This window comes from Acinetobacter sp. YH12254 (assembly GCF_013417415.1).
Lineage (GTDB): Bacteria > Pseudomonadota > Gammaproteobacteria > Pseudomonadales > Moraxellaceae > Acinetobacter > Acinetobacter pseudolwoffii.
On sequence record NZ_VPEB01000007.1, the window covers coordinates 1 to 21880 of the forward strand.

22 protein-coding genes and 1 tRNA gene are annotated in these 21880 nt (G+C 42.5%); 10 read left to right on the forward strand and 13 right to left on the reverse strand.

Translation table 11 applies throughout. The features are described from left to right. Positions 1–165: 165 nt before the first annotated feature. Positions 166–888 (forward strand): hypothetical protein, encoded by a 723-nt coding sequence (locus tag FTV29_RS06700; protein WP_180075254.1) that lies wholly within the window; start codon positions 166–168, stop codon positions 886–888. Here the strand turns inward: FTV29_RS06700 and FTV29_RS06705 are convergent. Together FTV29_RS06705 and FTV29_RS06710 are read right to left on the reverse strand one after the other, a co-directional pair. After that, positions 872–1498: a CatB-related O-acetyltransferase gene (locus tag FTV29_RS06705; protein WP_005169858.1), complete on the reverse strand. Its 627-nt coding sequence runs from the start codon at positions 1496–1498 to the stop codon at positions 872–874. The genes FTV29_RS06700 and FTV29_RS06705 overlap by 17 nt on opposite strands. Positions 1499–1603: 105 nt before the next feature. Further along, positions 1604–2008, reverse strand: coding sequence for a RidA family protein (locus FTV29_RS06710; protein WP_005169859.1), 405 nt, complete (start codon positions 2006–2008; stop codon positions 1604–1606). 140 nt (positions 2009–2148) lie between these two features. On the opposite strand from FTV29_RS06710, the gene FTV29_RS06715 reads away from it, so the two are divergent. Continuing rightward, a complete protein-coding gene (locus tag FTV29_RS06715) occupies positions 2149–2730 on the forward strand; it encodes a TetR/AcrR family transcriptional regulator (protein ID WP_159138242.1) in 582 nt (193 codons plus the stop codon). Between the two features lie 83 nt (positions 2731–2813). Here FTV29_RS06715 and greA read toward each other — a convergent pair whose 3' ends face one another. The 3 genes from greA to carA all read right to left on the reverse strand — a co-directional run bounded on the left by greA (position 2814) and on the right by carA (position 7766). Continuing rightward, positions 2814–3290: a transcription elongation factor GreA gene (gene greA, locus FTV29_RS06720; RefSeq protein WP_180075255.1), complete on the reverse strand. Its 477-nt coding sequence runs from the start codon at positions 3288–3290 to the stop codon at positions 2814–2816. Between the two features lie 92 nt (positions 3291–3382). Continuing rightward, positions 3383–6613, reverse strand: coding sequence for a carbamoyl-phosphate synthase large subunit (gene carB / locus FTV29_RS06725; RefSeq protein ID WP_005097722.1), 3231 nt, complete (start codon positions 6611–6613; stop codon positions 3383–3385). Between the two features lie 13 nt (positions 6614–6626). Continuing rightward, a complete protein-coding gene (gene carA, locus FTV29_RS06730) occupies positions 6627–7766 on the reverse strand; it encodes a glutamine-hydrolyzing carbamoyl-phosphate synthase small subunit (RefSeq protein WP_005097721.1) in 1140 nt (379 codons plus the stop codon). Positions 7767–8074: 308 nt separating this feature from the next. Between carA and FTV29_RS06735 the strand changes: the two genes are divergently transcribed. Together FTV29_RS06735 and FTV29_RS06740 are read left to right on the forward strand one after the other, a co-directional pair. Then, positions 8075–8563 (forward strand): hypothetical protein, encoded by a 489-nt coding sequence (locus FTV29_RS06735; RefSeq protein ID WP_005097720.1) that lies wholly within the window; start codon positions 8075–8077, stop codon positions 8561–8563. A 101-nt stretch (positions 8564–8664) separates the two neighbouring features. Next, a complete protein-coding gene (locus FTV29_RS06740) occupies positions 8665–8889 on the forward strand; it encodes a hypothetical protein (RefSeq protein WP_005169862.1) in 225 nt (74 codons plus the stop codon). Positions 8890–9044: 155 nt separating this feature from the next. Here the strand turns inward: FTV29_RS06740 and FTV29_RS06745 are convergent, their stop codons facing one another. Next, positions 9045–9584 carry a DOMON-like domain-containing protein gene (locus FTV29_RS06745; protein ID WP_005169863.1) on the reverse strand — a complete coding sequence of 180 codons (540 nt, stop codon included), beginning with the start codon at positions 9582–9584 and terminating at the stop codon, positions 9045–9047. Between the two features lie 11 nt (positions 9585–9595). Beyond that, on the reverse strand, positions 9596–9919 hold the full coding sequence (gene yhbY, locus FTV29_RS06750; protein WP_005097716.1) for a ribosome assembly RNA-binding protein YhbY: 324 nt from the start codon (positions 9917–9919) through the stop codon (positions 9596–9598). A gap of 197 nt (positions 9920–10116) precedes the next feature. Between yhbY and rlmE the strand changes: the two genes are divergently transcribed. The 4 genes from rlmE to FTV29_RS06770 all read left to right on the forward strand — a co-directional run bounded on the left by rlmE (position 10117) and on the right by FTV29_RS06770 (position 14233). Further along, a complete protein-coding gene (rlmE, locus tag FTV29_RS06755) occupies positions 10117–10767 on the forward strand; it encodes a 23S rRNA (uridine(2552)-2'-O)-methyltransferase RlmE (protein WP_005097715.1) in 651 nt (216 codons plus the stop codon). A gap of 132 nt (positions 10768–10899) precedes the next feature. Continuing rightward, a complete protein-coding gene (gene ftsH / locus FTV29_RS06760) occupies positions 10900–12789 on the forward strand; it encodes an ATP-dependent zinc metalloprotease FtsH (RefSeq protein ID WP_218946052.1) in 1890 nt (629 codons plus the stop codon). Between the two features lie 169 nt (positions 12790–12958). Further along, positions 12959–13810, forward strand: coding sequence for a dihydropteroate synthase (gene folP, locus FTV29_RS06765; protein ID WP_159138239.1), 852 nt, complete (start codon positions 12959–12961; stop codon positions 13808–13810). A 108-nt stretch (positions 13811–13918) separates the two neighbouring features. Further along, positions 13919–14233 (forward strand): DUF5713 family protein, encoded by a 315-nt coding sequence (locus tag FTV29_RS06770; protein WP_005169878.1) that lies wholly within the window; start codon positions 13919–13921, stop codon positions 14231–14233. 32 nt (positions 14234–14265) lie between these two features. Here the strand turns inward: FTV29_RS06770 and FTV29_RS06775 are convergent, their stop codons facing one another. The 3 genes from FTV29_RS06775 to FTV29_RS06785 form a co-directional block, all read right to left on the reverse strand. Further along, the gene (locus FTV29_RS06775; RefSeq protein WP_100329093.1) at positions 14266–14949 is read right to left on the reverse strand and encodes a hypothetical protein; all 684 of its coding nucleotides are present in this window, start codon (positions 14947–14949) and stop codon (positions 14266–14268) included. A gap of 91 nt (positions 14950–15040) precedes the next feature. After that, positions 15041–15126, reverse strand: a tRNA-Leu gene (locus FTV29_RS06780). Positions 15127–15296: 170 nt separating this feature from the next. After that, on the reverse strand, positions 15297–16025 hold the full coding sequence (locus FTV29_RS06785; protein ID WP_180075286.1) for a hypothetical protein: 729 nt from the start codon (positions 16023–16025) through the stop codon (positions 15297–15299). Positions 16026–16199: 174 nt separating this feature from the next. Between FTV29_RS06785 and FTV29_RS06790 the strand changes: the two genes are divergently transcribed. Next, a complete protein-coding gene (locus FTV29_RS06790) occupies positions 16200–16706 on the forward strand; it encodes a hypothetical protein (RefSeq protein ID WP_005097708.1) in 507 nt (168 codons plus the stop codon). Positions 16707–16758: 52 nt separating this feature from the next. Here FTV29_RS06790 and FTV29_RS06795 read toward each other — a convergent pair whose 3' ends face one another. The 3 genes from FTV29_RS06795 to FTV29_RS06805 all read right to left on the reverse strand — a co-directional run bounded on the left by FTV29_RS06795 (position 16759) and on the right by FTV29_RS06805 (position 19526). Next, the gene (locus FTV29_RS06795; protein WP_005097706.1) at positions 16759–17040 is read right to left on the reverse strand and encodes a hypothetical protein; all 282 of its coding nucleotides are present in this window, start codon (positions 17038–17040) and stop codon (positions 16759–16761) included. A 46-nt stretch (positions 17041–17086) separates the two neighbouring features. Next, complete coding sequence (locus tag FTV29_RS06800; RefSeq protein ID WP_005097704.1) at positions 17087–18409, reverse strand: hemolysin family protein; 1323 nt, start codon at positions 18407–18409, stop codon at positions 17087–17089. A gap of 127 nt (positions 18410–18536) precedes the next feature. Then, complete coding sequence (locus FTV29_RS06805; protein ID WP_005097703.1) at positions 18537–19526, reverse strand: LysR family transcriptional regulator; 990 nt, start codon at positions 19524–19526, stop codon at positions 18537–18539. 662 nt (positions 19527–20188) lie between these two features. Here FTV29_RS06805 and FTV29_RS06810 point away from each other — a divergent pair. Further along, positions 20189–21790, forward strand: coding sequence for an isocitrate lyase (locus FTV29_RS06810; protein ID WP_005169883.1), 1602 nt, complete (start codon positions 20189–20191; stop codon positions 21788–21790). Positions 21791–21880 lie beyond the last annotated feature (90 nt).

Here is a 21880-nt window from a genome sequence, read left to right on the forward strand (position 1 = left end):
GAGATCCATGCACGTGTAGCAGTCCTTAACAGATTTACGGAATTAGGTCGACCACTTACCCAAGTTACGCCTTAAATTTGGCTCAATTAGGGGCGCTTTGCATTTCAAATCTTTGTGCAACAAAGCCCTACAATAGTTAAAATAAAACAAATAACAAGAATATGTATGATGATTAAAAATTTAATGCTATCAACTTTAATTTTATTTATGGCTTTGCCTGTTTTTGCTGCAGATTCAATTAAGTCATTTCCTTTTAAAGAAAAAAATATTTCCAAAGCAGAAATAAGATCAATTTGTCAAAAAGTAAAATTTAGTTGTGATGAGCGTGATGCAAAACTTTGGGTAGTTAAAATTGCTGAAGCTGAAAAATATTATTTAATTGATGAAAATTTACAAATTATTCAGCTTTCAAAAAATCTTGGAAAATATCAAATCATTGATTATTGGGATCTAACCACGTATCAACAGGTTTATGCGCTTAAAGAGGATAAGAGTGGTATAGAATTTATATATCCTGCCTTATACCCACTCAATCGGCATAGTTATGCTATTGCCTTAATTCATGGCTGGGTTTCAAATGATGCAGGTGAACAGAATGCACAGTTTATTCAATTACTTCCAAAAGGAAAGACAAAACTGGTCTTCGAGCATTTACCTTTTTACGAATACCAGAATCGACTTTCCTGCTACAAAGATATGAAAGATAAAAAGAATAATTATTGTGATGATCAGAAGGAGACCGTACTTAAGATCAGCTATAGAGATGTAGGATTGGCTTATTATGAATGGCGTTTAAGTTATTTGAATATAAACTGGCTTAAAAATAATAAAATCGACGAATATAAACAGCGGAGTTTGGTGTTAATCCCTTTTATTCAAGCGCAGTAAAGGCATGTAGCAGTGATCTAACATCATCTGTTTGCAACTGCTCACGCATTTTTAAAAACTGCTTTTCATCTAAGTCATAGAGTTTAAGAGAAAGCAGTTTTTCTATATCTGCTTTAGGAAAACGATATTTAATAATTTTGGCAGGCACGCCACCGACCACTGCGTATGATGGAACGTCTTTGGTGACCACGGCACCTGTTGCCACCACAGCACCTTCGCCAAGCGTTACACCTTGCATAATCATGGCACGTGAGCCAATCCAGCAACCATCGCCAATGAATGTATCGCCAGCAGGCACAAAGCTGCGTGTATCGAAGGGAAAGGCTGAAATCCAGTCGGTACGGTGCAGTTGGTTGCCACCCATCATAATCACGCATTCTGCGCCAAAACAGACGAAATTACCGATATGAAGCTGGTCAATCGGCTTCTCTGGCGTAGAGGGCTTATCATGCAGATAACGCACCACACAACGCTCAAAGCCCTGATCCCAATAGGCCGAATAGTAAGAATAGTTCCCATTAATATGAATATTCGGATTTTTCACCGTTTTAGAGATGAACTCGAACTCACACCAGTGGTTTACAGGGGAATTAATTAACTTTTCGGCCATAAGGGAGATACAAAAATCAAGGAATGAGAAATTATACCTAATCGGCGTCTAAACTGGCTGAATAATCTCGAAAGACAATCCAGCGAGTAGGGATAAAGCAAATGATTAAGTTATAGCAGACTGGATGGGAATACGTGCAATGACTTTAATTTCAAAATCAAAACCCGCTAGCCAGGTCACACCAACAGCCGTCCAGTTTGGGTAAGGCTTTTGATTAAACACTTGCTGCTTAACTTTCATGATACTTTCAAACTGTACTTCTGGGTCAGTGTGAAAAGTCGTCACATCGATAATATCATCAAAGCTACAACCTGCCGCTGCGAGGGTCGCAGCTAAATTTTCAAAAGCACGTTCTACCTGTTTTTCAAAATCAGGTTCGGGGCTGCCATCTTCACGGCTACCGACCTGACCCGAGACAAAGAGCAGATCTTGCGATTTGATTGCAGCCGAATAACCATGCTGTTCATATAGGGCATGGCGGTCTTTAGGAAATATTGCAGTTCTGGTCATGACTATTCTCGTTAAAACCTAGATGAAAAATTATTTTAAAGCGCCGTAAATTTTCACATACGCTTCGTATGTATTAAACATAATTGACATACGATACGTATGTCAATTAAAATTTTTGTGATGATGAGGTAAAGTAATTGATGTCTGTTCGTGAACAAAAAATGGCGGAAACCCGCAAAAAACTGATTGAAGTTGCACGCCGTACATTTGCTGAATATGGCTATGCAGATACCTCAATGGATAAGCTCACGGCAGAAGCGGGGCTGACCCGTGGTGCGCTTTATCATCATTTTGGTGATAAAAAGGGTCTGTTTGCTGCTGTAGTCGATCAGATCGATTCAGAGATGGCGGCATATGCCCAGCAGCATCTGGAACAGCCTGAGGATCTTTGGGAAGGCTTGCTGCTTGAAGGACAGACCTATATTGAACATGCCTTGGATCCGGAGTTTCAGCGTATAGTATTACGTGATGGGCCGGCCGTACTGGGTGATCCGGCACATTGGCCGAGTCAAAACAAATGTTTGCAGTCTACCCGTGAGTGCGTTGAACAGCTCTTGGCAGCAGATCGATTGAAACCTGTATCTCCACAAGCAGCGGCAGTGTTTTTAAATGGTGCAGCCATGAATGCTGCATTATGGGTGGCTTCGAGTGAGTATCCTGCACAGGTACTCCCTGAGGCCTTACATGCGTTCAAGTTACTGGCATCAGGATTCTTGAAATAAGTACCACGATCATCTGTTGAAGTTCGATAGCTAAATATAAAAACCCCTCAAAAGAGGGGCTTTAAATTAAATAACTTTAAATATTAAAGATATTCAACCTTCACAATTTCGTATTCAACTTCACCGTTTGGTGTATTGATTTTCACGTCATCGCCTTCGTTTTTGCCCAAAAGACCACGTGCAATCGGCGAGTTCACAGAAATTTTATTGATCTTAAAATCTGCCTCGTCATCGCCTACAATTTTATAGGTTTTTTGTTCTTCAGTATCCAGGTTTTCAATGGTAACAGTCACACCAAAAACCACACGACCTGATTGTTCCAGTTCTTTTACATCGATGACCTGGCAAGCGCCCAGTTTACCTTCGATGTCCTGAATACGGCCTTCACAGAAACCTTGCTGTTCACGGGCTGCATGATATTCCGCATTTTCTTTTAAGTCGCCATGTTCGCGCGCTTCTGCAATCGAAGCCGTGATACGAGGGCGGTCAACTGTTTTCAGTTGATGTAATTCTTTCTCTAAGGCAATTTTGCCTTCAGGTGTCATAGGATAACGTTGCATGTTGTCCCTCAAAAGTCAGTTGAAAGATATAAAATCTATAAATAAAAAAAAGCCCGCCACCAAGAAGGCAGCGGGACTTCTTGGAAACTTAATTAACCTTTAGTTAGGTCTTGCAAGCGATATACATCCATTGGCAACTTGATTGCTAAAGCTTGGCACACAGCATCAGCACCGTTCAAGGTGGTAGTGTAATACACTTTGCCTTGTAGTGCCGAGCGACGGATCGAGAACGAATCCTGCTGAGCCTGTTTACCTTCAGATGTATTGATAATGAGGTGAATTTCGCCATTTTTCAAGCGGTCCACGATATTAGGACGGCCTTCGGTTACTTTATTCACACGTTCACATGCAATACCCGCTTCAGTAATCACGCTGTATGTGCCACCCGTTGCAAGCAACTTGAAGCCATAGTCTACCAGTTGCTGAGCGATACGCGCGACATGCGGCTTATCTGAATCACGAACAGACAGGAACGCATGTTTTACTTCGCCTTCAGTTGGTTTACCTGGTAAGCGATCGTTCGAGCCTAATACAGCTTTATAGAACGCTTCACCAAATGATTTACCAACACCCATGACTTCGCCAGTCGATTTCATCTCAGGGCCAAGGATTGGGTCAACACCCGGGAATTTGTTGAATGGGAACACCGCTTCTTTTACAGAGAAGTGCTGAGGAATAATCTCTTTAGTGAATCCTTGAGATTCTAGAGATTGACCTGCCATACAACGTGCAGCAACTTTTGCTAAAGACTCACCGATACATTTAGAAACGAACGGTACAGTACGTGATGCACGTGGGTTCACTTCCAGAATGTAAACGTCAGTGCCTTTTACTGCAAACTGAACGTTCATCAAACCGATTACACCCAGTTCTTTTGCCATTGCAACAGTTTGACGGCGCATTTCGTCCTGTACTTCTTGAGAAAGCGAGTAAGGAGGAATCGAACATGCTGAGTCACCAGAGTGGATACCCGCTTGTTCAATGTGCTGCATGATACCGCCAATCACAACGTCTTTGCCGTCAGATACGCAGTCCACGTCAACTTCGATCGCGTCATCAAGGAAGCGGTCAAGAAGAACCGGTGCTTCGTTTGATGCTTGAACTGCATCACGTAAGTAGCGTTTCAATTCGTCATCGTTATAGACGATTTCCATGGCACGACCGCCAAGAACGTATGATGGACGTACAACGAGTGGATAGCCAACTTTCGCTGCTTCAGCCATACCTTCTTCAGCAGATTTTACAATGCTGTTGTTCGGTTGACGAAGTTGCAGACGCTGAATCATTTGCTGGAAGCGTTCACGGTCTTCTGCACGGTCAATCGCGTCTGGAGATGTACCGATAATTGGCGCACCGGCTTCTTCCAAAGCACGAGCCAATTTCAAAGGTGTTTGACCACCGTACTGCACGATAATGCCTTTAGGCTTCTCGATGCGTACGATTTCAAGCACATCTTCCAATGTGATTGGTTCGAAGTACAAACGGTCTGATGTGTCGTAATCTGTAGAAACCGTTTCAGGGTTACAGTTGACCATGATGGTTTCATAACCATCTTCACGCATTGCAAGCGCTGCGTGTACACAGCAGTAATCGAACTCGATGCCTTGACCAATACGGTTAGGCCCGCCACCAATCACCATGATCTTGTCACGCGTTGATGGATTTGCTTCACATTCTTCATCGTAAGTTGAGTACATGTATGCTGTATCAGATTCGAATTCTGCAGCACATGTATCGACACGTTTGTAAACAGGGGTTACGCCCAGGTTCCAACGGTGTTTACGGAATTGTTTTTGTGAAATGCCCATCAAGTCTGCAATACGAAGATCTGATAAACCTTTACGTTTGAAGCTGCGGATGTTGTCCGCGTTCAAATCACCAAAACCTAAAGATTTAATCTGTTCTTCAGTTTTAATGATGTCTTCGATTTGAATCAGGAACCAAGGGTCGATATTGGTTGCAGCAAATACTTCATCAAGTGTAAAGCCGTGACGGAATGCATCACCAATGAACCAGATGCGCTCAGGACCTGGCACTTTAAGTTCTTGAAGAATTTTATCTTTCGCACCTTCAGCACCGATTTCGATTTTTTCATCGAAGCCAGAAGCACCGACTTCAAGACCACGAAGCGCTTTTTGCATAGACTCCTGGAAGTTACGGCCAATGGCCATGACTTCACCGACAGATTTCATCTGAGTCGTCAAAGTTGCATCTGCTTGCGGGAATTTCTCGAAGTTGAAGCGAGGAATTTTCGTTACAACGTAGTCAATCGCAGGTTCGAATGAAGCCGGTGTTGTACCGCCCGTGATGTCATTTTTCAACTCATCAAGGGTATAACCTACAGCCAGTTTCGCCGCGATTTTCGCAATCGGGAAACCCGTTGCTTTAGATGCAAGGGCAGAAGAACGAGAAACACGTGGGTTCATCTCGATCACAACGATACGACCGTCTTTCGGGTTGATACCGAACTGAACGTTTGAACCGCCTGTTTCTACGCCAATTTCACGAAGTACAGCTAAAGATGCATTACGAAGTAACTGGAATTCTTTATCTGTCAGCGTTTGTGCAGGCGCAACAGTGATGGAGTCACCGGTGTGCACGCCCATTGGATCAAAGTTTTCAATGGTACAGACGATGATACAGTTGTCATTTTTGTCACGAACAACTTCCATCTCGTATTCTTTCCAGCCAATTAAAGATTCATCAATCAATAACTGTTTGGTCGGAGAAAGATCGAAACCGCGTTCACAGATTTCAATGAACTCTTCACGGTTATATGCAATACCACCACCTGAGCCACCCATCGTGAATGATGGACGGATAATCACGGGGAAGCCGAAGCGTGCTTGAATAGTTAAAGCTTCTTCCATTGACTCGGCAATATCTGCTTTTGGACATTCAAGACCAATTTTACGCATTGCCTGGTCGAAGAGTTTGCGGTCTTCAGCTTTTTCAATCGCTTCTTTGGTCGCGCCGATCAATTCAACATTGTATTTTTCTAGAATGCCGTGCTCATCAAGGGCAAGGGCACAGTTCAATGCAGTTTGACCGCCCATGGTGGGAAGAACTGCGTCTGGGCGTTCTTTCTCAATAATTTGTGCAACAGTTTGCCAGGTAATCGGTTCGATATACGTTGCGTCTGCCATTGCAGGATCGGTCATGATGGTCGCCGGATTCGAGTTGACCAAAATAACGCGGTAGCCTTCTTCACGAAGGGCTTTACATGCTTGAGCACCTGAGTAGTCAAACTCACATGCCTGACCGATGACAATCGGACCCGCACCAATAATTAAGATGCTTTTAATGTCAGTACGTTTAGCCATGATGCTTCCTTAATTACTTCTTAGATGCTTCGATAAGTTCGATGAAATGATCGAACAATGGTGCGCAGTCATGTGGACCAGGGCTTGCTTCAGGGTGACCCTGGAAGCTGAACGCAGGCTTGTCTGTGCGATGAATACCTTGGTTAGTACCATCAAACAGTGAGCGATGCGTTACACGCAATACATCCGGCAGGTTGCTTTCATCAACTGCGAAGCCGTGGTTTTGAGAAGTAATCATCACTGTACCATTTTCAAGGTTTTGCACAGGATGGTTGGCACCGTGGTGACCGTGAGGCATTTTTAGTGTTTTGGCGCCACTTGCAAGTGCAAGGATCTGGTGACCTAGACAGATACCAAATACTGGAATTTCAGTGGTTTCTACAATTGTTTTTACAGCTTCAATTGCGTAGTCACATGCAGCTGGATCGCCAGGGCCGTTCGACAGGAACACACCATCTGGATTCAGAGCAAGTACGTCAGCAGCAGGAGTTTGCGCAGGCACCACAGTCAGTTTACAACCGCGGTCTGCGAGCATACGTAAGATGTTGGTTTTGACACCGTAATCGTATGCAACAACATGGAATTTAAGTTCAGGTTGAGAGAAACCTTTGCCTAATGCCCAAGAGCCTTCAGTCCACTCAAAGCCCTCAGGATCGCAACATTCTTTTGCCAGGTCTAAACCGTTTAAACCGCTAAAGGCACGTGCTTTTTCAAGCGCTTCTGCTTCAGTGATATTTTCGCCAGCAAGGATACAACCATTTTGCGCACCTTTGTCACGTAGGATACGTGTCAATTTACGCGTGTCGATATCCGCAATTGCCACAACATTGTGTTGTACCAAATATTCAGCTAATGATTGGGTTGAACGGAAGTTACTGTGCAATAAAGGCAGGTCACGAATGATCAATCCGTTGGCCCAAACTTTATGAATACGACCTGATTCAGCGTCTTCTTCATTGCAGCCTGTGTTACCGATATGCGGGTAAGTCAGTGTCACAAGTTGCTGTGCATAACTCGGGTCAGTCAAAATTTCTTGATAGCCAGTCATGGCAGTGTTGAAAACGACTTCACCAGTCGTACTACCCGATGCGCCAATCGAAGTACCTTTAAAGATAGTTCCGTCGGCAAGGGCTAAAATTGCTGGGGTGCTCAAACCAAAGCTCCTGAAATTTAGGCTGTAAAAAAGCGAGAAGACGAAAAAAAAGGAAGGCTAATTTTTAAACCTACCCTCCTATGTCTGCTCGCTTGAACTTAACACGGCATTATACGCAGAATGATGCTTGAAGTCCAATGGCTTTACAGCGAAAGTATAAGATAAATGCCTTGCTTTTTGAGTGGAAGTCTGTTTTGTGAGCAGGGTGAAAAAATGTAAGCAATTAATAATTGTCAGACAAATCAAATCTTAAATTTTATCAAGTCTACTACTATAGCTCAGTCAATATAAAAATAGGAACAAGACAAATGACTACAGCATCAAAATCTACCCAATCCCAAAAAGCCAGCCCGAGCGTCGTGGCAGAAACTGCCGAGAAGCTTGAAAAAGTAGCAGTAGAGGCGAAAGATCAAGCACTTGAAAGCATCGAAGAAAGTAAAGAAAAGCTTGAAGTTGAAGCCAAGCAATTGACCGATACCGTACAGGAACAATTGCGCCAATTTAAGCAGGAGGTGTTGCAGCGAATTGACACTTTAAAGGAGCAGATCTTCGGTTCACAAAAAGAATTAACTGAATTGAAGAGCTTTATCAAAACAGAATTCAATGCAGTGATCGAAGACTTGTCCAGTCTGGGCAAGGAACTGAAAGAGGATGTCAGTCAAATTTCGACCAAACATAAAGAGCATTTGACCGATACCTTAAAACGTTCTAAAGACAGCACCATTGAAGTGCTGAAAAAAGTCAAGCCGGTAGTGAAAGCAGAAAGTTCAGACAAAAAGCCTGAGCTGAAAAGTTAAGCTGCGTTGAAAGGCTGCTCTTTAAAAGGAGAACAATCACATGTTCTCCTTTGTCTTTATGTAGCAAAACGGACTCACAATAATAATCAGAAGGGGTTACGATGCCACGGCATTATTTGGTAGGTGTGCTTGTTTTATTGATATTGATTATGCTGCTTAATCTGGAAAGCGGCTTGGGGCGCATACTTTATCTGGGTGTGATTGTGTTATGTTTGGGCGTACTGGGGCTGGTTTTGGGGACTGTTCTGCTCATGGTACTCACTTTTACTTTTATTCTTTATGCTGCAGTGAAAGCCATTCGGAGCCAGCATCAGTTACCTCATTAAAATGCTACTCTAAGATGTTCAAAAACAAGAAAATGCAAAATAACCATACACAGCTAACTACTTTGTCTAGAGACAAACAAAAACGTGAGACTTCAAGTCTCACGTTTTATCAGCCTATTACAGATTCAGACAGAGGATATACAGGTTTGATTGATCTAAAATACATGCAACCAGTCACGTTTATTATGAAAATCTGCCTGAGGACTACTATGCTGCATCGCGTAGTACTGGTCACCTTGCGAGGTTTTTAAAACAGCAGATAAACCCAGGAACAAGTTTTCCCATTTGAGTTTATGTGTTGCCATAAAATCGGTCAGATCCACACTGACATTGAGACCATAATGGGTACGTTTGAGCTGATTCAGCTCAATATCATCTGCAGCTTGTGGTGGCATATCTTCAGGATAGCGGTATTCTTCAAATTGATAAGCCTGCCAGGCCTGAGAAGGGGAGAGATTAATCTCACGATAAAAATCTTCACCCTGAACCCCAATAAAAATTTCAAAGCAGGTCTGTTCCCACAAGAAATCCTGACGGGGATGTGCAGCTACCATGTCTGGCCACAGGATGTAATGATTGGGATCGCGGATCCAGAAGCCCACATTTAAACTACATGGACCTTGCTGTTCAATGGCAGCAACCAGAGAGATGGCCTGAAAACGGCGATCAAATGCGCTAAGTTCGTAACTTGCCATAAGTCCTGTACTTAGTTAGACAAATGAGCGAAACGAACAAGATTGGACAATTTTTGGTTCTGTTTTGCCGCTTTCTTATAAAGAAGTGCAATTTTACCAATAGTTTGAACCACTTCAGCACCAGTCGCTTCTGAAATTTCAGCAATCAGCGCTGCACGCGCTTCACGATCTTCAGCGACAATTTTAACTTTAATCAGTTCGTGATCGTTTAAAGCACGCGCTAATTCTTCGATGACATTTTCCGTCAGACCTTTGTCACCTAGCATCACGACTGGGTTAAGTGTATGTCCGATTTGACGTAAACGCTTACGTTCCTGAATAGATAAAGCCGCCATGAGAGATAACCTGAATTTTAAAACGGCTTAGTATAGCAAAAGCAAAAAATAAACGCTGTAAATTATCAGGAAATAATCATATTCAATCTGTCCACGGAGAGAGCAAAAGCCTTAGATTTAGATACACATGTATACTGCAAAATAAGTCTTTTTCACGTACAATTAATATAATGAGACATTTTTTTATTTAGAGAGTTATGGCTACACGCATTACCAACCAAAAGTTATCTAAAAGTAGTCGTGATTGGATGAGAGAGCATTTAGACGATCCTTATGTGAAAAAGGCACAAAAGGAAGGCTATCGTGCGCGTGCAGCATATAAGCTCTTAGAAATGCAAGAAAAGTATAAAATCATTAAACCTGGTATGACTGTGGTCGACCTGGGCGCAGCGCCAGGCAGCTGGTCACAGATTGCCGGTAAACTTGTTGGCGATAAGGGTTTATTGATTGCATCTGATATTTTACCAATGGATGCTTTACCAGATGTCACTTTTCTGCAAGGTGACTTCCGTGAAGAAGAAGTTTTCCAAAAACTGCTAGAAATTTTAGATGGTCGTACTGTAGACGTTGTAATTTCAGATATGGCCCCCAATACATCAGGTAATAAGGCTGTAGATCAACCGCGTCAGATTTACTTGTGTGAACTTGCACTGGATTTTGCCAATAAGGTGCTAGGCCCTAAAGGTCAATTTGTGGTAAAAGTTTTCCAAGGCTCAGGTTTTGATGAATTCCGTAAGCAAGTGGTTGATAGTTTTGATATTCTGAAAACATCTAAACCCTTGGCATCACGTGCTCGCTCTAAAGAAGTTTTCCTGATCGGGCAGGGACGCAAGAAGGCTTTAAAATAAGTCTACTTGCCAAGTCGTTAAAAATTGTGCATTTTGTACGTTTTCAGATAATTGTAAGTTAATTTACAGCTTAAGTATTAAGGTCACCCTGAACAGGGCATGATCAAATTAGATTGGAATGGGAATAAAGCTTTGAGCGATCTTTTTAAGAATGCCGTATTGTGGCTCGTGATACTGGGTGTGCTGGTGTTAATCTTCAGCAACGTCAGTGACCGCAATCAACCGACTACAATGAACTACTCAGAGTTTGTTGCCGCGGTCAATGCTGGCCAAATTAAACAAGTTGTTATTGACGGCGAAAGAATTCGTGGCGAAAAATCAAACGGTTCAGAGTTTGAAAGTATTCGTCCGGCAGTTCAGGATCCTGAGCTGATGCCAAGCCTCATTAAAAATAATGTTGTGGTCGAAGGTGAAGCACCACAACGTCAAGGCTTGCTCATGCAGTTGCTTATTGCAAGTTTCCCTGTGCTTTTAATCATTTTGTTATTCATGTTCTTTATGCGCAACATGGGTGGCGGTGCAGGTGGTAAAAACGGCCCAATGAGTTTTGGTAAATCTAAAGCCAAAATGTTGTCTGAAGACCAGATTAAAGTCACTTTCACCGATGTTGCCGGTTGTGACGAAGCTAAACAAGAAGTCGTTGAAATCGTAGATTTCCTGAAAGATCCAACCAAATTTAAACGTCTGGGTGCGAGTATTCCACGCGGTGTGTTAATGGTTGGTCCTCCGGGTACAGGTAAAACCCTACTTGCCAAAGCCATTGCCGGTGAAGCGAAAGTTCCATTCTTTAGTATTTCAGGTTCTGACTTCGTTGAGATGTTTGTCGGTGTCGGTGCATCCCGTGTTCGTGACATGTTCGAACAGGCGAAACGTCATGCGCCATGTATCATCTTTATTGATGAGATTGATGCAGTCGGTCGTCACCGTGGTTCAGGTACCGGTGGTGGTCACGATGAACGTGAACAGACACTGAACCAGATGCTAGTTGAAATGGACGGCTTTGAAGGTAATGAAGGCATTATCGTGATTGCTGCAACCAACCGTGCAGATGTACTGGATAAAGCATTACTTCGTCCAGGTCGTTTTGACCGTCAAGTTGTGGTTGGCTTGCCAGACATCAAAGGTCGTGAACAAATCCTGAATGTGCATTTGAAAAAATTGCCTTCAGTGACAGGTGTGGATGTTAAGGTTCTTGCACGTGGTACACCGGGCTTCTCGGGTGCGCAATTGGCAAACCTAGTGAATGAAGCTGCTCTGTTTGCTGCACGCCGTAACAAGAACACCGTCGATATGCATGACTTTGAAGATGCAAAAGACAAGCTGTATATGGGTCCTGAGCGCAAGTCGATGGTACTTCGTGATGAAGAGCGTCGCGCGACGGCTTATCATGAAGCAGGTCATGCGATTGTTGCTGAAAGTTTGCCGGGTACAGACCCTGTGCATAAAGTCACCATTATGCCGCGTGGCTGGGCATTGGGCGTGACCTGGCAGCTACCTGAATTTGACCAAACCAGCCATTATAAAGACAAAATGTTGAATGAACTTTCGATTTTGTTTGGTGGTCGTATTGCAGAAGAAGTCTTCATTAACCAAATGTCGACAGGTGCTTCAAACGACTTCGAACGTGCAACTAAAATGGCACGTGCGATGGTGACCAAATACGGTATGTCTGACAAAATGGGCGTCATGGTCTATGAAGAAGATGCACAGCAATCGTTTATGGGTAGTATTGGCAGTCGCAGTATTTCTGAAACGACCCAGTTAGAAGTCGATCGTGAAATCCGTCGTATTCTGGATGAGCAATATAAAGTCGCACGCGATATCTTGGAAAGTAAAAAAGATGTTGCCCATGCGATGGTCAAAGCCTTGATGGAATGGGAAACTATTGATCGTGATCAAATCCGTGACATTATGGAAGGTCGTGAGCCTCAACCGCCAAAAGTCTATGTTGCAGAAAATCCTGTGATTGATGTAACCCCAGATGATGGCCCGTTAACGCCACCGCCATTGCCAGCCAACTAAGTTAAATAAAAAATCACCTTCGGGTGGTTTTTTTATGTCAGTCATTTTTATGATAATTTTCTGAATGCTATATTTAACTCAAAACTAATGGGCAAATGTCTTATCGAGCTTTGCTTTATTGCTCTATCCATAAGACAATATTCGAATTATTGTGAACGAGAATGGAAACATGCAGCTGATGCCTTTACGACCACATGTATGGACATTTGGTGAGTTAAAACTGGACTTATCTCAGCCGCATGTGATGGGAATTCTCAATGTCACCCCCGACTCATTTAGTGATGGTGGTCGGCATAATCAAAAAGAAGATGCAGTTGCACGTGCGCTGGAGATGATGGCTGAAGGTGCGACCGTAATTGATATCGGCGGGGAATCGACCCGTCCGGGTGCCGCTGTGGTAGACGTAGAGGAAGAGATCCGCCGCGTGGTGCCTGTGGTTGAAGCCTTGGCAAAACATGATGTTGTTCTCTCGATTGATACTTCACAACCAGAAGTGATTCGTGCAGCGGTTCAGGCCGGAGCGCATATCTGGAATGACGTCCGTGCGTTGACCCGCCCCAATGCCTTAGTAACGGCCGCTGAATTAAATATTCCGGTAATCATTATGCATATGCGTGGTGAGCCGACCACCATGAACAATCTGGATCAATATGAGGATGTCACTACCGAGGTGATTGGCGAACTATCTCAACGTGTTCAGGATGCCTTGGATGTAGGAGTAAAAGCCGAAAATATCATGATTGATCCGGGGTTTGGTTTTGCCAAGAATGCCCAGCAAAATCTCAAGCTGCTTCAAGAATTTTATAAATTGACAGAAATGGGTTATCCGATTTTATCTGCCTTATCACGTAAACGCTTTATTGGGGCTGTCTTAGATGGCGCAGAACCACAGGCGCGTGCGGTGGGTTCGGCAACAGCACATTTGCTCAGTATTCAGCAGGGCGCCTGTATGGTACGGGCACATGATGTGAAAGCGACAGCGGATGCGATTAGAGTCTGGCAAGCCATGCAGATGGCGTAGACATTGATGGCGGGAGAGTAAGCATCTGGCAATGTTGTTTGGCTTTCAGGCAACAATGTGCTATATAGGCACGCTTAGATTAAATTGTCATCTTTTAGAGTGCCTGTAATGTTTGCAGATTTACTTCTCCCCATGTTCGATGATGCGTATTATCCCGATATTCTGGTTGCTGAAATCAAACAGCACATCGAACATTTTGCCCAAAAAGTCGCTAAATCAGCTTTGTCAGATCAAGAAATTTACCAGCTTGCCCATCTGACCGTTGCTGATATTAATGCCATGAAACCGCAGTTTGAAGATCTGGATTCATCTCTGGATGATACCGCTGCAGATTATATTGCCGAAGCCATGATGATGGTGGTGCAAGAGCACGGGTTGTTCGAGATTGAAATGGAAGAGCTGATTACCAATCGTGAATGGTGATCGATAAAACCCTGCTACTGCAGGGTTTTTTATTATTTGTAGAAATAGTCTTTAAAACTTTTAAAGCGAATCGAGCTGAGTAATTTTTGCTCTTCATGCATGCATTGCTGATAAAGATTCTGGTAATAAGCCTGCAGATTTGACTGGTCCTGAATCGGTTGCGGTGTTTTGGATCTGGACTGTTGATAGGCCCAAAAGGCCAGCTGCCGCAGTTTTTGCAGTTTGATCTGATCAATTGCACTACAAGAACTTTTAAATAAAGGTTCTAAGGTCACAGCGCCAAAAGAGGAAAGCGCTAAAATGATCATGCTGATGATCACCAACATATCTGAATGAATTACATACAGATTCAGCAATAAAACCAGAAAAATCGGAATTTGCAGATACAGACAGTTCTGCAAGCGCTGACTATAGGCTTTGGAGCTGAATTGCGCCTGATATTGTGCATACCAGATATAGGGATAAAGCAGGGCCATTAACATGATCAAGGTGACATTAAAGGCGATCGTGGCATTCTTGAAAAAATAATATTCCAGAAGTACTGAGCTGATGCTACAGGCCACGCAGATTAAAAGAGACAGTAAATTAATCGCGATCACAAACTGGAGATTTTGCAGGGCATTAAATTTGAAGCGGCTATAACGCAGCTTCAGGAAAAAAGCGTCTGGATGGCGTAATTGTAATGTGGCGAGATCGAAGTATTTTAATTCTGACATGAGGATTTCGCGCTAAAAGAATAAAATTCAGGCACAAAAAAACCAGCCTAATGCTGGGTTTTCTATTGCACCATTTTAATAAAGATTAAAATGGTGCCCGAGGCCAGACTCGAACTGGCACGCTTTGTGGGCGGGGGATTTTAAATCCCCTGTGTCTACCGATTTCACCACTCGGGCATGTGCGCAATAATAGAGGACGAAATAAAGCTTGGCAAGCACATTTCTAAATGATTGCTTTCTTTTCAAGCAATTCCGTGGCTTCTCTCTAAAAAAACTAGCAAATCAATCTGTTTTTTTAAGGACCCTTATTAAAAATATTCAAGATGGCTAATCAAAATGATAGAGCACTATGAGTTCTCGTCCAAATAACTGTCGACATCCAGATGCTTGATGGTTTTACAGTATTGATGCTCATGTTTCAGCAGCTGGGTATATAATTCGGCATAGTGATTTAATTGCTGTTTTAGTTCGGCACGCTGAGGATGATTGCTTGAACAAAAATGTAATTTTAGTCGAAGCATACAGGTCTGTTTATAAGCCCAGAAGCAGATTCTACGTAATTGTTGCAACTGATAATGTTCAGTATTTTGGCTGTTTTCCCGGAACAAGTTTTCCCGATAAAAACGGATAAAGCCAAAGCTCACTCCAAAAAAGAATAAACTCCACATCAGCAGGCTACTTTGTACAAAAAACAGATTTAAGGTTTGTAGTATAATCACCACAGCCATCTTGATTGGGGTATGGCGTAATAACTGATATAGCGAATAAGAAGAATGCTGAACCTGTTGCAGAATTAAGGTGAGACTCAACATCAGGAACAACAGTATCGCCAAAATGGCATAACTTTGCGCCTGAAATTCGCTCACTTGCACAAAAGATTGCTTTATGACGTCACCGAACATCAAACTGACGGGAATAAAAATCATGGCCGCCAAGACCCAGGGAATCAAAAGCTTGGCTTTATCCCAGATCCCACGGATTTTGATCTGGCTATAGAACAGGTAATTGCCTTTAAATGCAGTCGGATACTGTTGTTGAAGTTGCTGCAGTAACAAAGTCACTTGGGTAGTGGGCATCATCCAGAGATTGATTCAGAAATAGACACAGGCACTATAGTCGATTTGACGCAGAATCACAGGACAAATCCATTTTCAGCGCTTATCATTGCTTTAATCACGAAGATTTTAGTTTTTTAGCCACGAATTATGCGAAAATAGCCGATTCAAGATTTATTTTTTTAAGGACAGTTTATGACTGATCAATCTCCTGAGGCGTTAAGCGACATCGAAATTTTAGACATCCTGCAAAGCATGAAAAAGGATGAACTAAATACTGAGGCGAAAGAAGTGATTCGTCAGGGTGGTAAAGCTGGTCGTCAGGAAGCGCATAAAGAAGCGTTAGTGGCATTGAATCAGTCATTTGAAGACAAATTTGTCGAAGCGGTATCTTTGGCTTTGGGCCTGAATACGGCACAAATCAAAAAAATCCGTTATAAAAAAGACCGCGTCCGTATTTTAAAAGCGCGCGGAATCGACTATATGGCGATTGATGGCGCTGAAACGGCACAAGTGCTGTCCCAGATTGCACAAGCGATTCTGCGTGAAGATGCGATTGTTACCCATGACCTGCATAATATTTTTCCATTCTGGAAAGAAGGCTGGCCTATGGTGCAGTTCGACAATGCTTACAAGATTCTAGAAGATGATATCCAGATTCACTATCAAGCTGTTTTAGATGCATTGTTAACAAAGATCTAAGCACCTCAATAGATGTAAAAAAGCACCGTTAGGTGCTTTTTTATGATTGAATTTACTGGTTTGAATAAAACAAACTTAAAATAAAACTGATAGGAACGATAAATAGTCGTCCCCATAAAATCAAAGGTATGGCCAAATACTGTCCCCAACTCATGGTTCGGTCATAATGGCCACGGTGACGCTGGTAACCATAAGGGGTAATGATGCAAGCAAAAATCAATAAAATGATCGCTAAAAACAAGAACAGCGGATTTTGTTGTTGAGCAAAAAAGAAATAGATTAAATACAGTCCTGAATAAAAACTAAAACAAGCCAACAGCGCAGAAATGGACATCACTCTATCCTTATGATTTTTATTTTAAAATAGAGGAAGAATCAGATTATTCTGATTCTTCCTGAATTAATGGATTGATTTCAATGATCCGAGTCACCAGCAACTGGTCAATCTTGAAATGATCGACATCGACGACTTCAAATTTATAACCGGCATGAATGACGGTATCGGCAGGACGCGGAATTTTACGCAGCTTGAACATCATAAAACCAGCCAGTGTTTCGTAATTTTCCTCATCTGGCATTGAGTCGATTTCAAGCGCATGTTTCATGTCTTCAATTGGCGTGCTGCCTTCAATCAACCAGGAATTATTGTCACGCTTAATAATTTGCTGATCGGCTTCAATTGGTGTCACCCAGTCGCCCATTACAGTAATCATAATGTCGGAGAGGGTAATCACCCCAACCACCAGCGCATATTCATTAATGACGACGGCAAATTTTTCCTTGGTCGAGCGAAAACGGTCCAGAACTTCCGATAAAGTTAAAGTATCCGGAATGGTCAGGACATTACGGATGGTATTTTCATTTAACTGTAGCAGCGACTGGTTATTCAGAATCCGTACCAGAATATCTTTGGCATCGACATAACCAATCACACTGTCGATGTCATTGCTACACACCAGAAACTTGGAATAGGGATATTCCGCCAGCTTTTGCCGAATACTTTCTTCTGGTTCATTTAGGGTAAAGAACACCACATTCTCACGGGTAGTCATACTCGAAGGTACATTACGCTCTTCCAGCTCGAATACATTTTCAATGAAATGATGTTCCTGTTTTTGCAGTACGCCAGCCTGCGCACCTGCATCCATCACTGCGGAAATATCATCAAAGGTAATATTATCATCACGAATGGTATTCACTTTAAACAGACGGAACAGCATGTTGGCAATAACATTAATGAGCCAGGCCAAAGGCTTACAGACTTTAATGAAAATCTGAATGGGTTCAATGACCGAGACTGCGATCTTTTCTGGTGCAATCATGGCCAGACGTTTCGGCATCAAGTCTGCAAATAGAATAAATAAAGAAGTGACGACAGTAAAGGAAAGTGCAAAGCTAATATTCTCAGCCCAAGGACCCTGGTAAAAGCGGGAAACAAAATTAAAAATATAAGGACGGAAGGCTCCTTCACCTAAAATACCGCCAAGAATGGCGACTGCATTTAAACCGATTTGAGAGGCTGCAAAGAAGTCAGCAGAATTTTCTTGTAGATCTAAAACTTTTTGAGCGCGATGTTCACCCGATTCAGCCAGAATTTTCAGTTTGACTTTACGGGCACCTGCGAGGGCGATTTCTGTTAAAGATAAAAAACCGGCCCCCGCGATGAGTATTAAGATAATCACGATATTTTGTAAGAGGCTCACAAATCCACCTGTGGATGAATAGTATCTTGGGATATTTTTAACACAAAAAAAGGCTTGAGGTGTAAAAACTACCTCTCAAGCCTTCAAAGTATAATCTTAAAAAATAAGAATTTAGAAGAATTTGAGTTTAATAGTGTGAAAATTGAGAATTATTGCTCAGGAATTCACGATTTTCTTCCTCAATCATTTGACGCGCAACATACAAAATCAGCTGACGTAACCAGCGATGTGCAGGGTGATGATGCAATAGAGGGCACCATGCCATTTTGAGTTCAAATTCGGGAATATAAAATGGTGGATCTTTCAGAATTAAATTATGATTCTTGGCTTGCAGGCGTGCGATCCGTGAAGGCAGGGTTGCCACCAGATCGACATTGGAGGCCAATAAACCTGGCATTTGATAATGACGGGTAAAGACCGAGATTTTACGTTTCTGGCCAATACGTTCCAAAGCCTGATCGATCCAGCCTAAACCGGCCTGTTTCTCCGGGTTGACCCCAAAGCCTACACCCATACCGGTTTTAGAGACCCAGATATGCTGTGCATCCAGATAGCTTTTTAAGTTCAGGTTGGTTGCAGCCGGATGTTTATTGTTTAATAAACAGGAAAAACTGTCACGCCAGACCAGAACCTGATGAAAACTTTGCGGTATTTCATTAAAACGGTTAATCGCCAGATCAACTTTGCCTTGTTCCATGTCACGATAAGACACATCACTCGGGGTTAGAAAGTCCAAGACCACGTTCGGTGCTTCTGAACGTAAGGCTTTGACCAGCCGAGGAACCAGTGTCGCTTCGGCATAATCCGAGGTCATAATCCGGAAGACACGATTTGACGTATAAGGACGGAACTCGGTACGCGGTTCCAGAATCATGGACAAGTCAGCCAGCGCATCGCGGATACGTGGCTGTAACTCAAGTGCACGTTCTGTTGGTGTCATGCCTTCAGAAGAACGGATCAGGAGAGGATCATTAAATAAATTGCGTAATCGGCGTAAAATATTACTCATGGCAGGCTGGGTAACGCCCAATTGTTCGGCTGCACGGGTGACATTTTTTTCGCGAAGAAGTACATCAAGATAAATTAATAGATTGAGATCGACCCGCTCCAGATTCATAAAAGAAATACCGAGAATAAATACAAGAAATTATGCTGATTATGCCATAACTGCCGGGCTTTGTGTAAAGCGCCGATGAAAAAAAAGCCATGATAAAGCAGATAAAATCTAGGGAATTTATGCAGGTTTAAGCTGAATAATTAACGATTTTATTCGACTGAGTAGAAGCACGGGCTAAGCAAAGATTCAGTATTTTCATGTATGCAGATCAACAGCTCCATAACCAAGCTTTAAACTTTAAAAATACAGGTGTGAGTGCGTGAATAATTGCGTGAAAAGTATGCTATCTTGATAAATGCTTCAGCCTAAGAAATAATTCAAAATCATGATTATTTTTTAATAAAAGTGGATTTGAGCCAAGCCCAGACTTAAGTCTAATGAAGTATTTTTAAGCAGTATGAGTGAAAAACGATCAGTTTTATTTTAGTAAAATATAAAATAAAACAATATCTTATTTTAAAATCACAGGATTATACTAAGACTTTCATCTACTCATTTTTTAAATAAATACTGAAGATTCTTGCAGACTATTGGATTAATTTTCATAAGCCCACTAATCTTTAGCTATCCCAACGGACCGGCGAAAATCTAAACAAGTTACTGAGGGTGTGATTTGAACGGTTCGTTGCAGAAAAATCCTAATATTATTACAGGAAAATATCATGACTACATACCAAACAGCGATTGATGCAATCCGCGAATTGAAAGCGAAATTCGGTAACACTTGGGCAGACATCAGTCCTGAAGATGCTGCGCGTATGCAAATCCAAAACCGTTTCAAAACTGGTTTAGACATTGCGAAATATACCGCGGCAATTATGCGTCGTGATATGGCTGCTTATGATGCAGACTCTAGCAAATACACTCAATCATTAGGTTGCTGGCATGGTTTCATCGCACAACAAAAAATGATTGCCAACAAAAAATACTTCGGTACGACTGAACGTCGCTACATTTACCTTTCTGGTTGGATGGTTGCAGCACTTCGTTCAGAATTTGGTCCACTTCCTGACCAATCTATGCACGAAAAAACTTCTGTTCCTGCATTGATCGAAGAAATCTACACATTCTTACGTCAAGCTGACGCGAAAGAATTGAACGACTTGTTCCGTGCACTTAAAAAAGCACAAGAAGCAGGCGATACTGCTAAAGCAGCTGAATTGACTTCACAAATCGACAACTTCCAAACTCACGTTGTGCCAATTATTGCGGACATTGATGCGGGTTTCGGTAACGAAGAAGCGACTTATCTTTTAGCTAAGAAAATGATCGAAGCGGGTGCATGTGCACTACAAATCGAAAACCAGGTGTCTGACGCGAAACAATGTGGTCACCAAGCTGGTAAAGTAACTGTGCCACACGAAGACTTCATCGCGAAAATCCACGCACTTCGCTATGCATTCCTTGAAATGGGTCTTGACGACGGTATCATCGTTGCACGTACTGACTCTGAAGGTGCTGACCTGACTCAAAAAATCCCAGTGGTTAAAGAGCCAGGCGACATCGCTTCTCAATATATCAGCTACTTGGAAACATCTGAAATTGATATCGCTGATGCACAAGAAGATGAAATCCTGATCAAACGTGATGGCAAACTTCACCGTCCTAAACGTCTTGCTTCTGGCTTGTACCAGTTCCGTGAAGGCACGCAAATTGACCGCGTTGTACTTGACTGTGTAACCAGCTTGCAAAATGGTGCGGATCTTCTTTGGATCGAAACTGCGACACCAAACGTTGCTGAAATCGCTCACATGGTAAACCGTGTGAAAGAAACAGTTCCAAATGCGAAACTTGTATACAACAACTCACCTTCATTCAACTGGACGCTTAACTTCCGTCAACAAGCGTATGACCGTTGGGTTGCTGAAGGTAAAGACGTTTCTGCTTACGACCGTGCTAAGTTAATGAGCGCTGAGTACGATGCAACTGAACTGGCTGCTGAAGCTGACGAAAAAGTTCGTACCTTCCAAGCAGATGCTGCGCGTGAAGCGGGTGTGTTCCATCACTTGATCACACTTCCGACTTACCACACAGCTGCACTTTCTACGCATGAACTTGCTCAAGGTTACTTCGGTTCTGAAGGCATGTTGGCTTATGTTGCTGGCGTACAACGTAAAGAAATCCGCGGCGGTATCGCATGTGTTAAACACCAGGCAATGGCTGGTTCTGACATCGGTGATGACCACAAAGAAATCTTCGCTGGTGACAATGCATTGAAAGCTGGTGATGACGCTAAAAACACAATGAACCAGTTCAGTGCTTAATCTGCTGAATTGATTCACCAAAAAACCCTGCATCTGCAGGGTTTTTTATTTGGAAAAATGCTATTAATAAATAGGAAATGGCAACCTCAA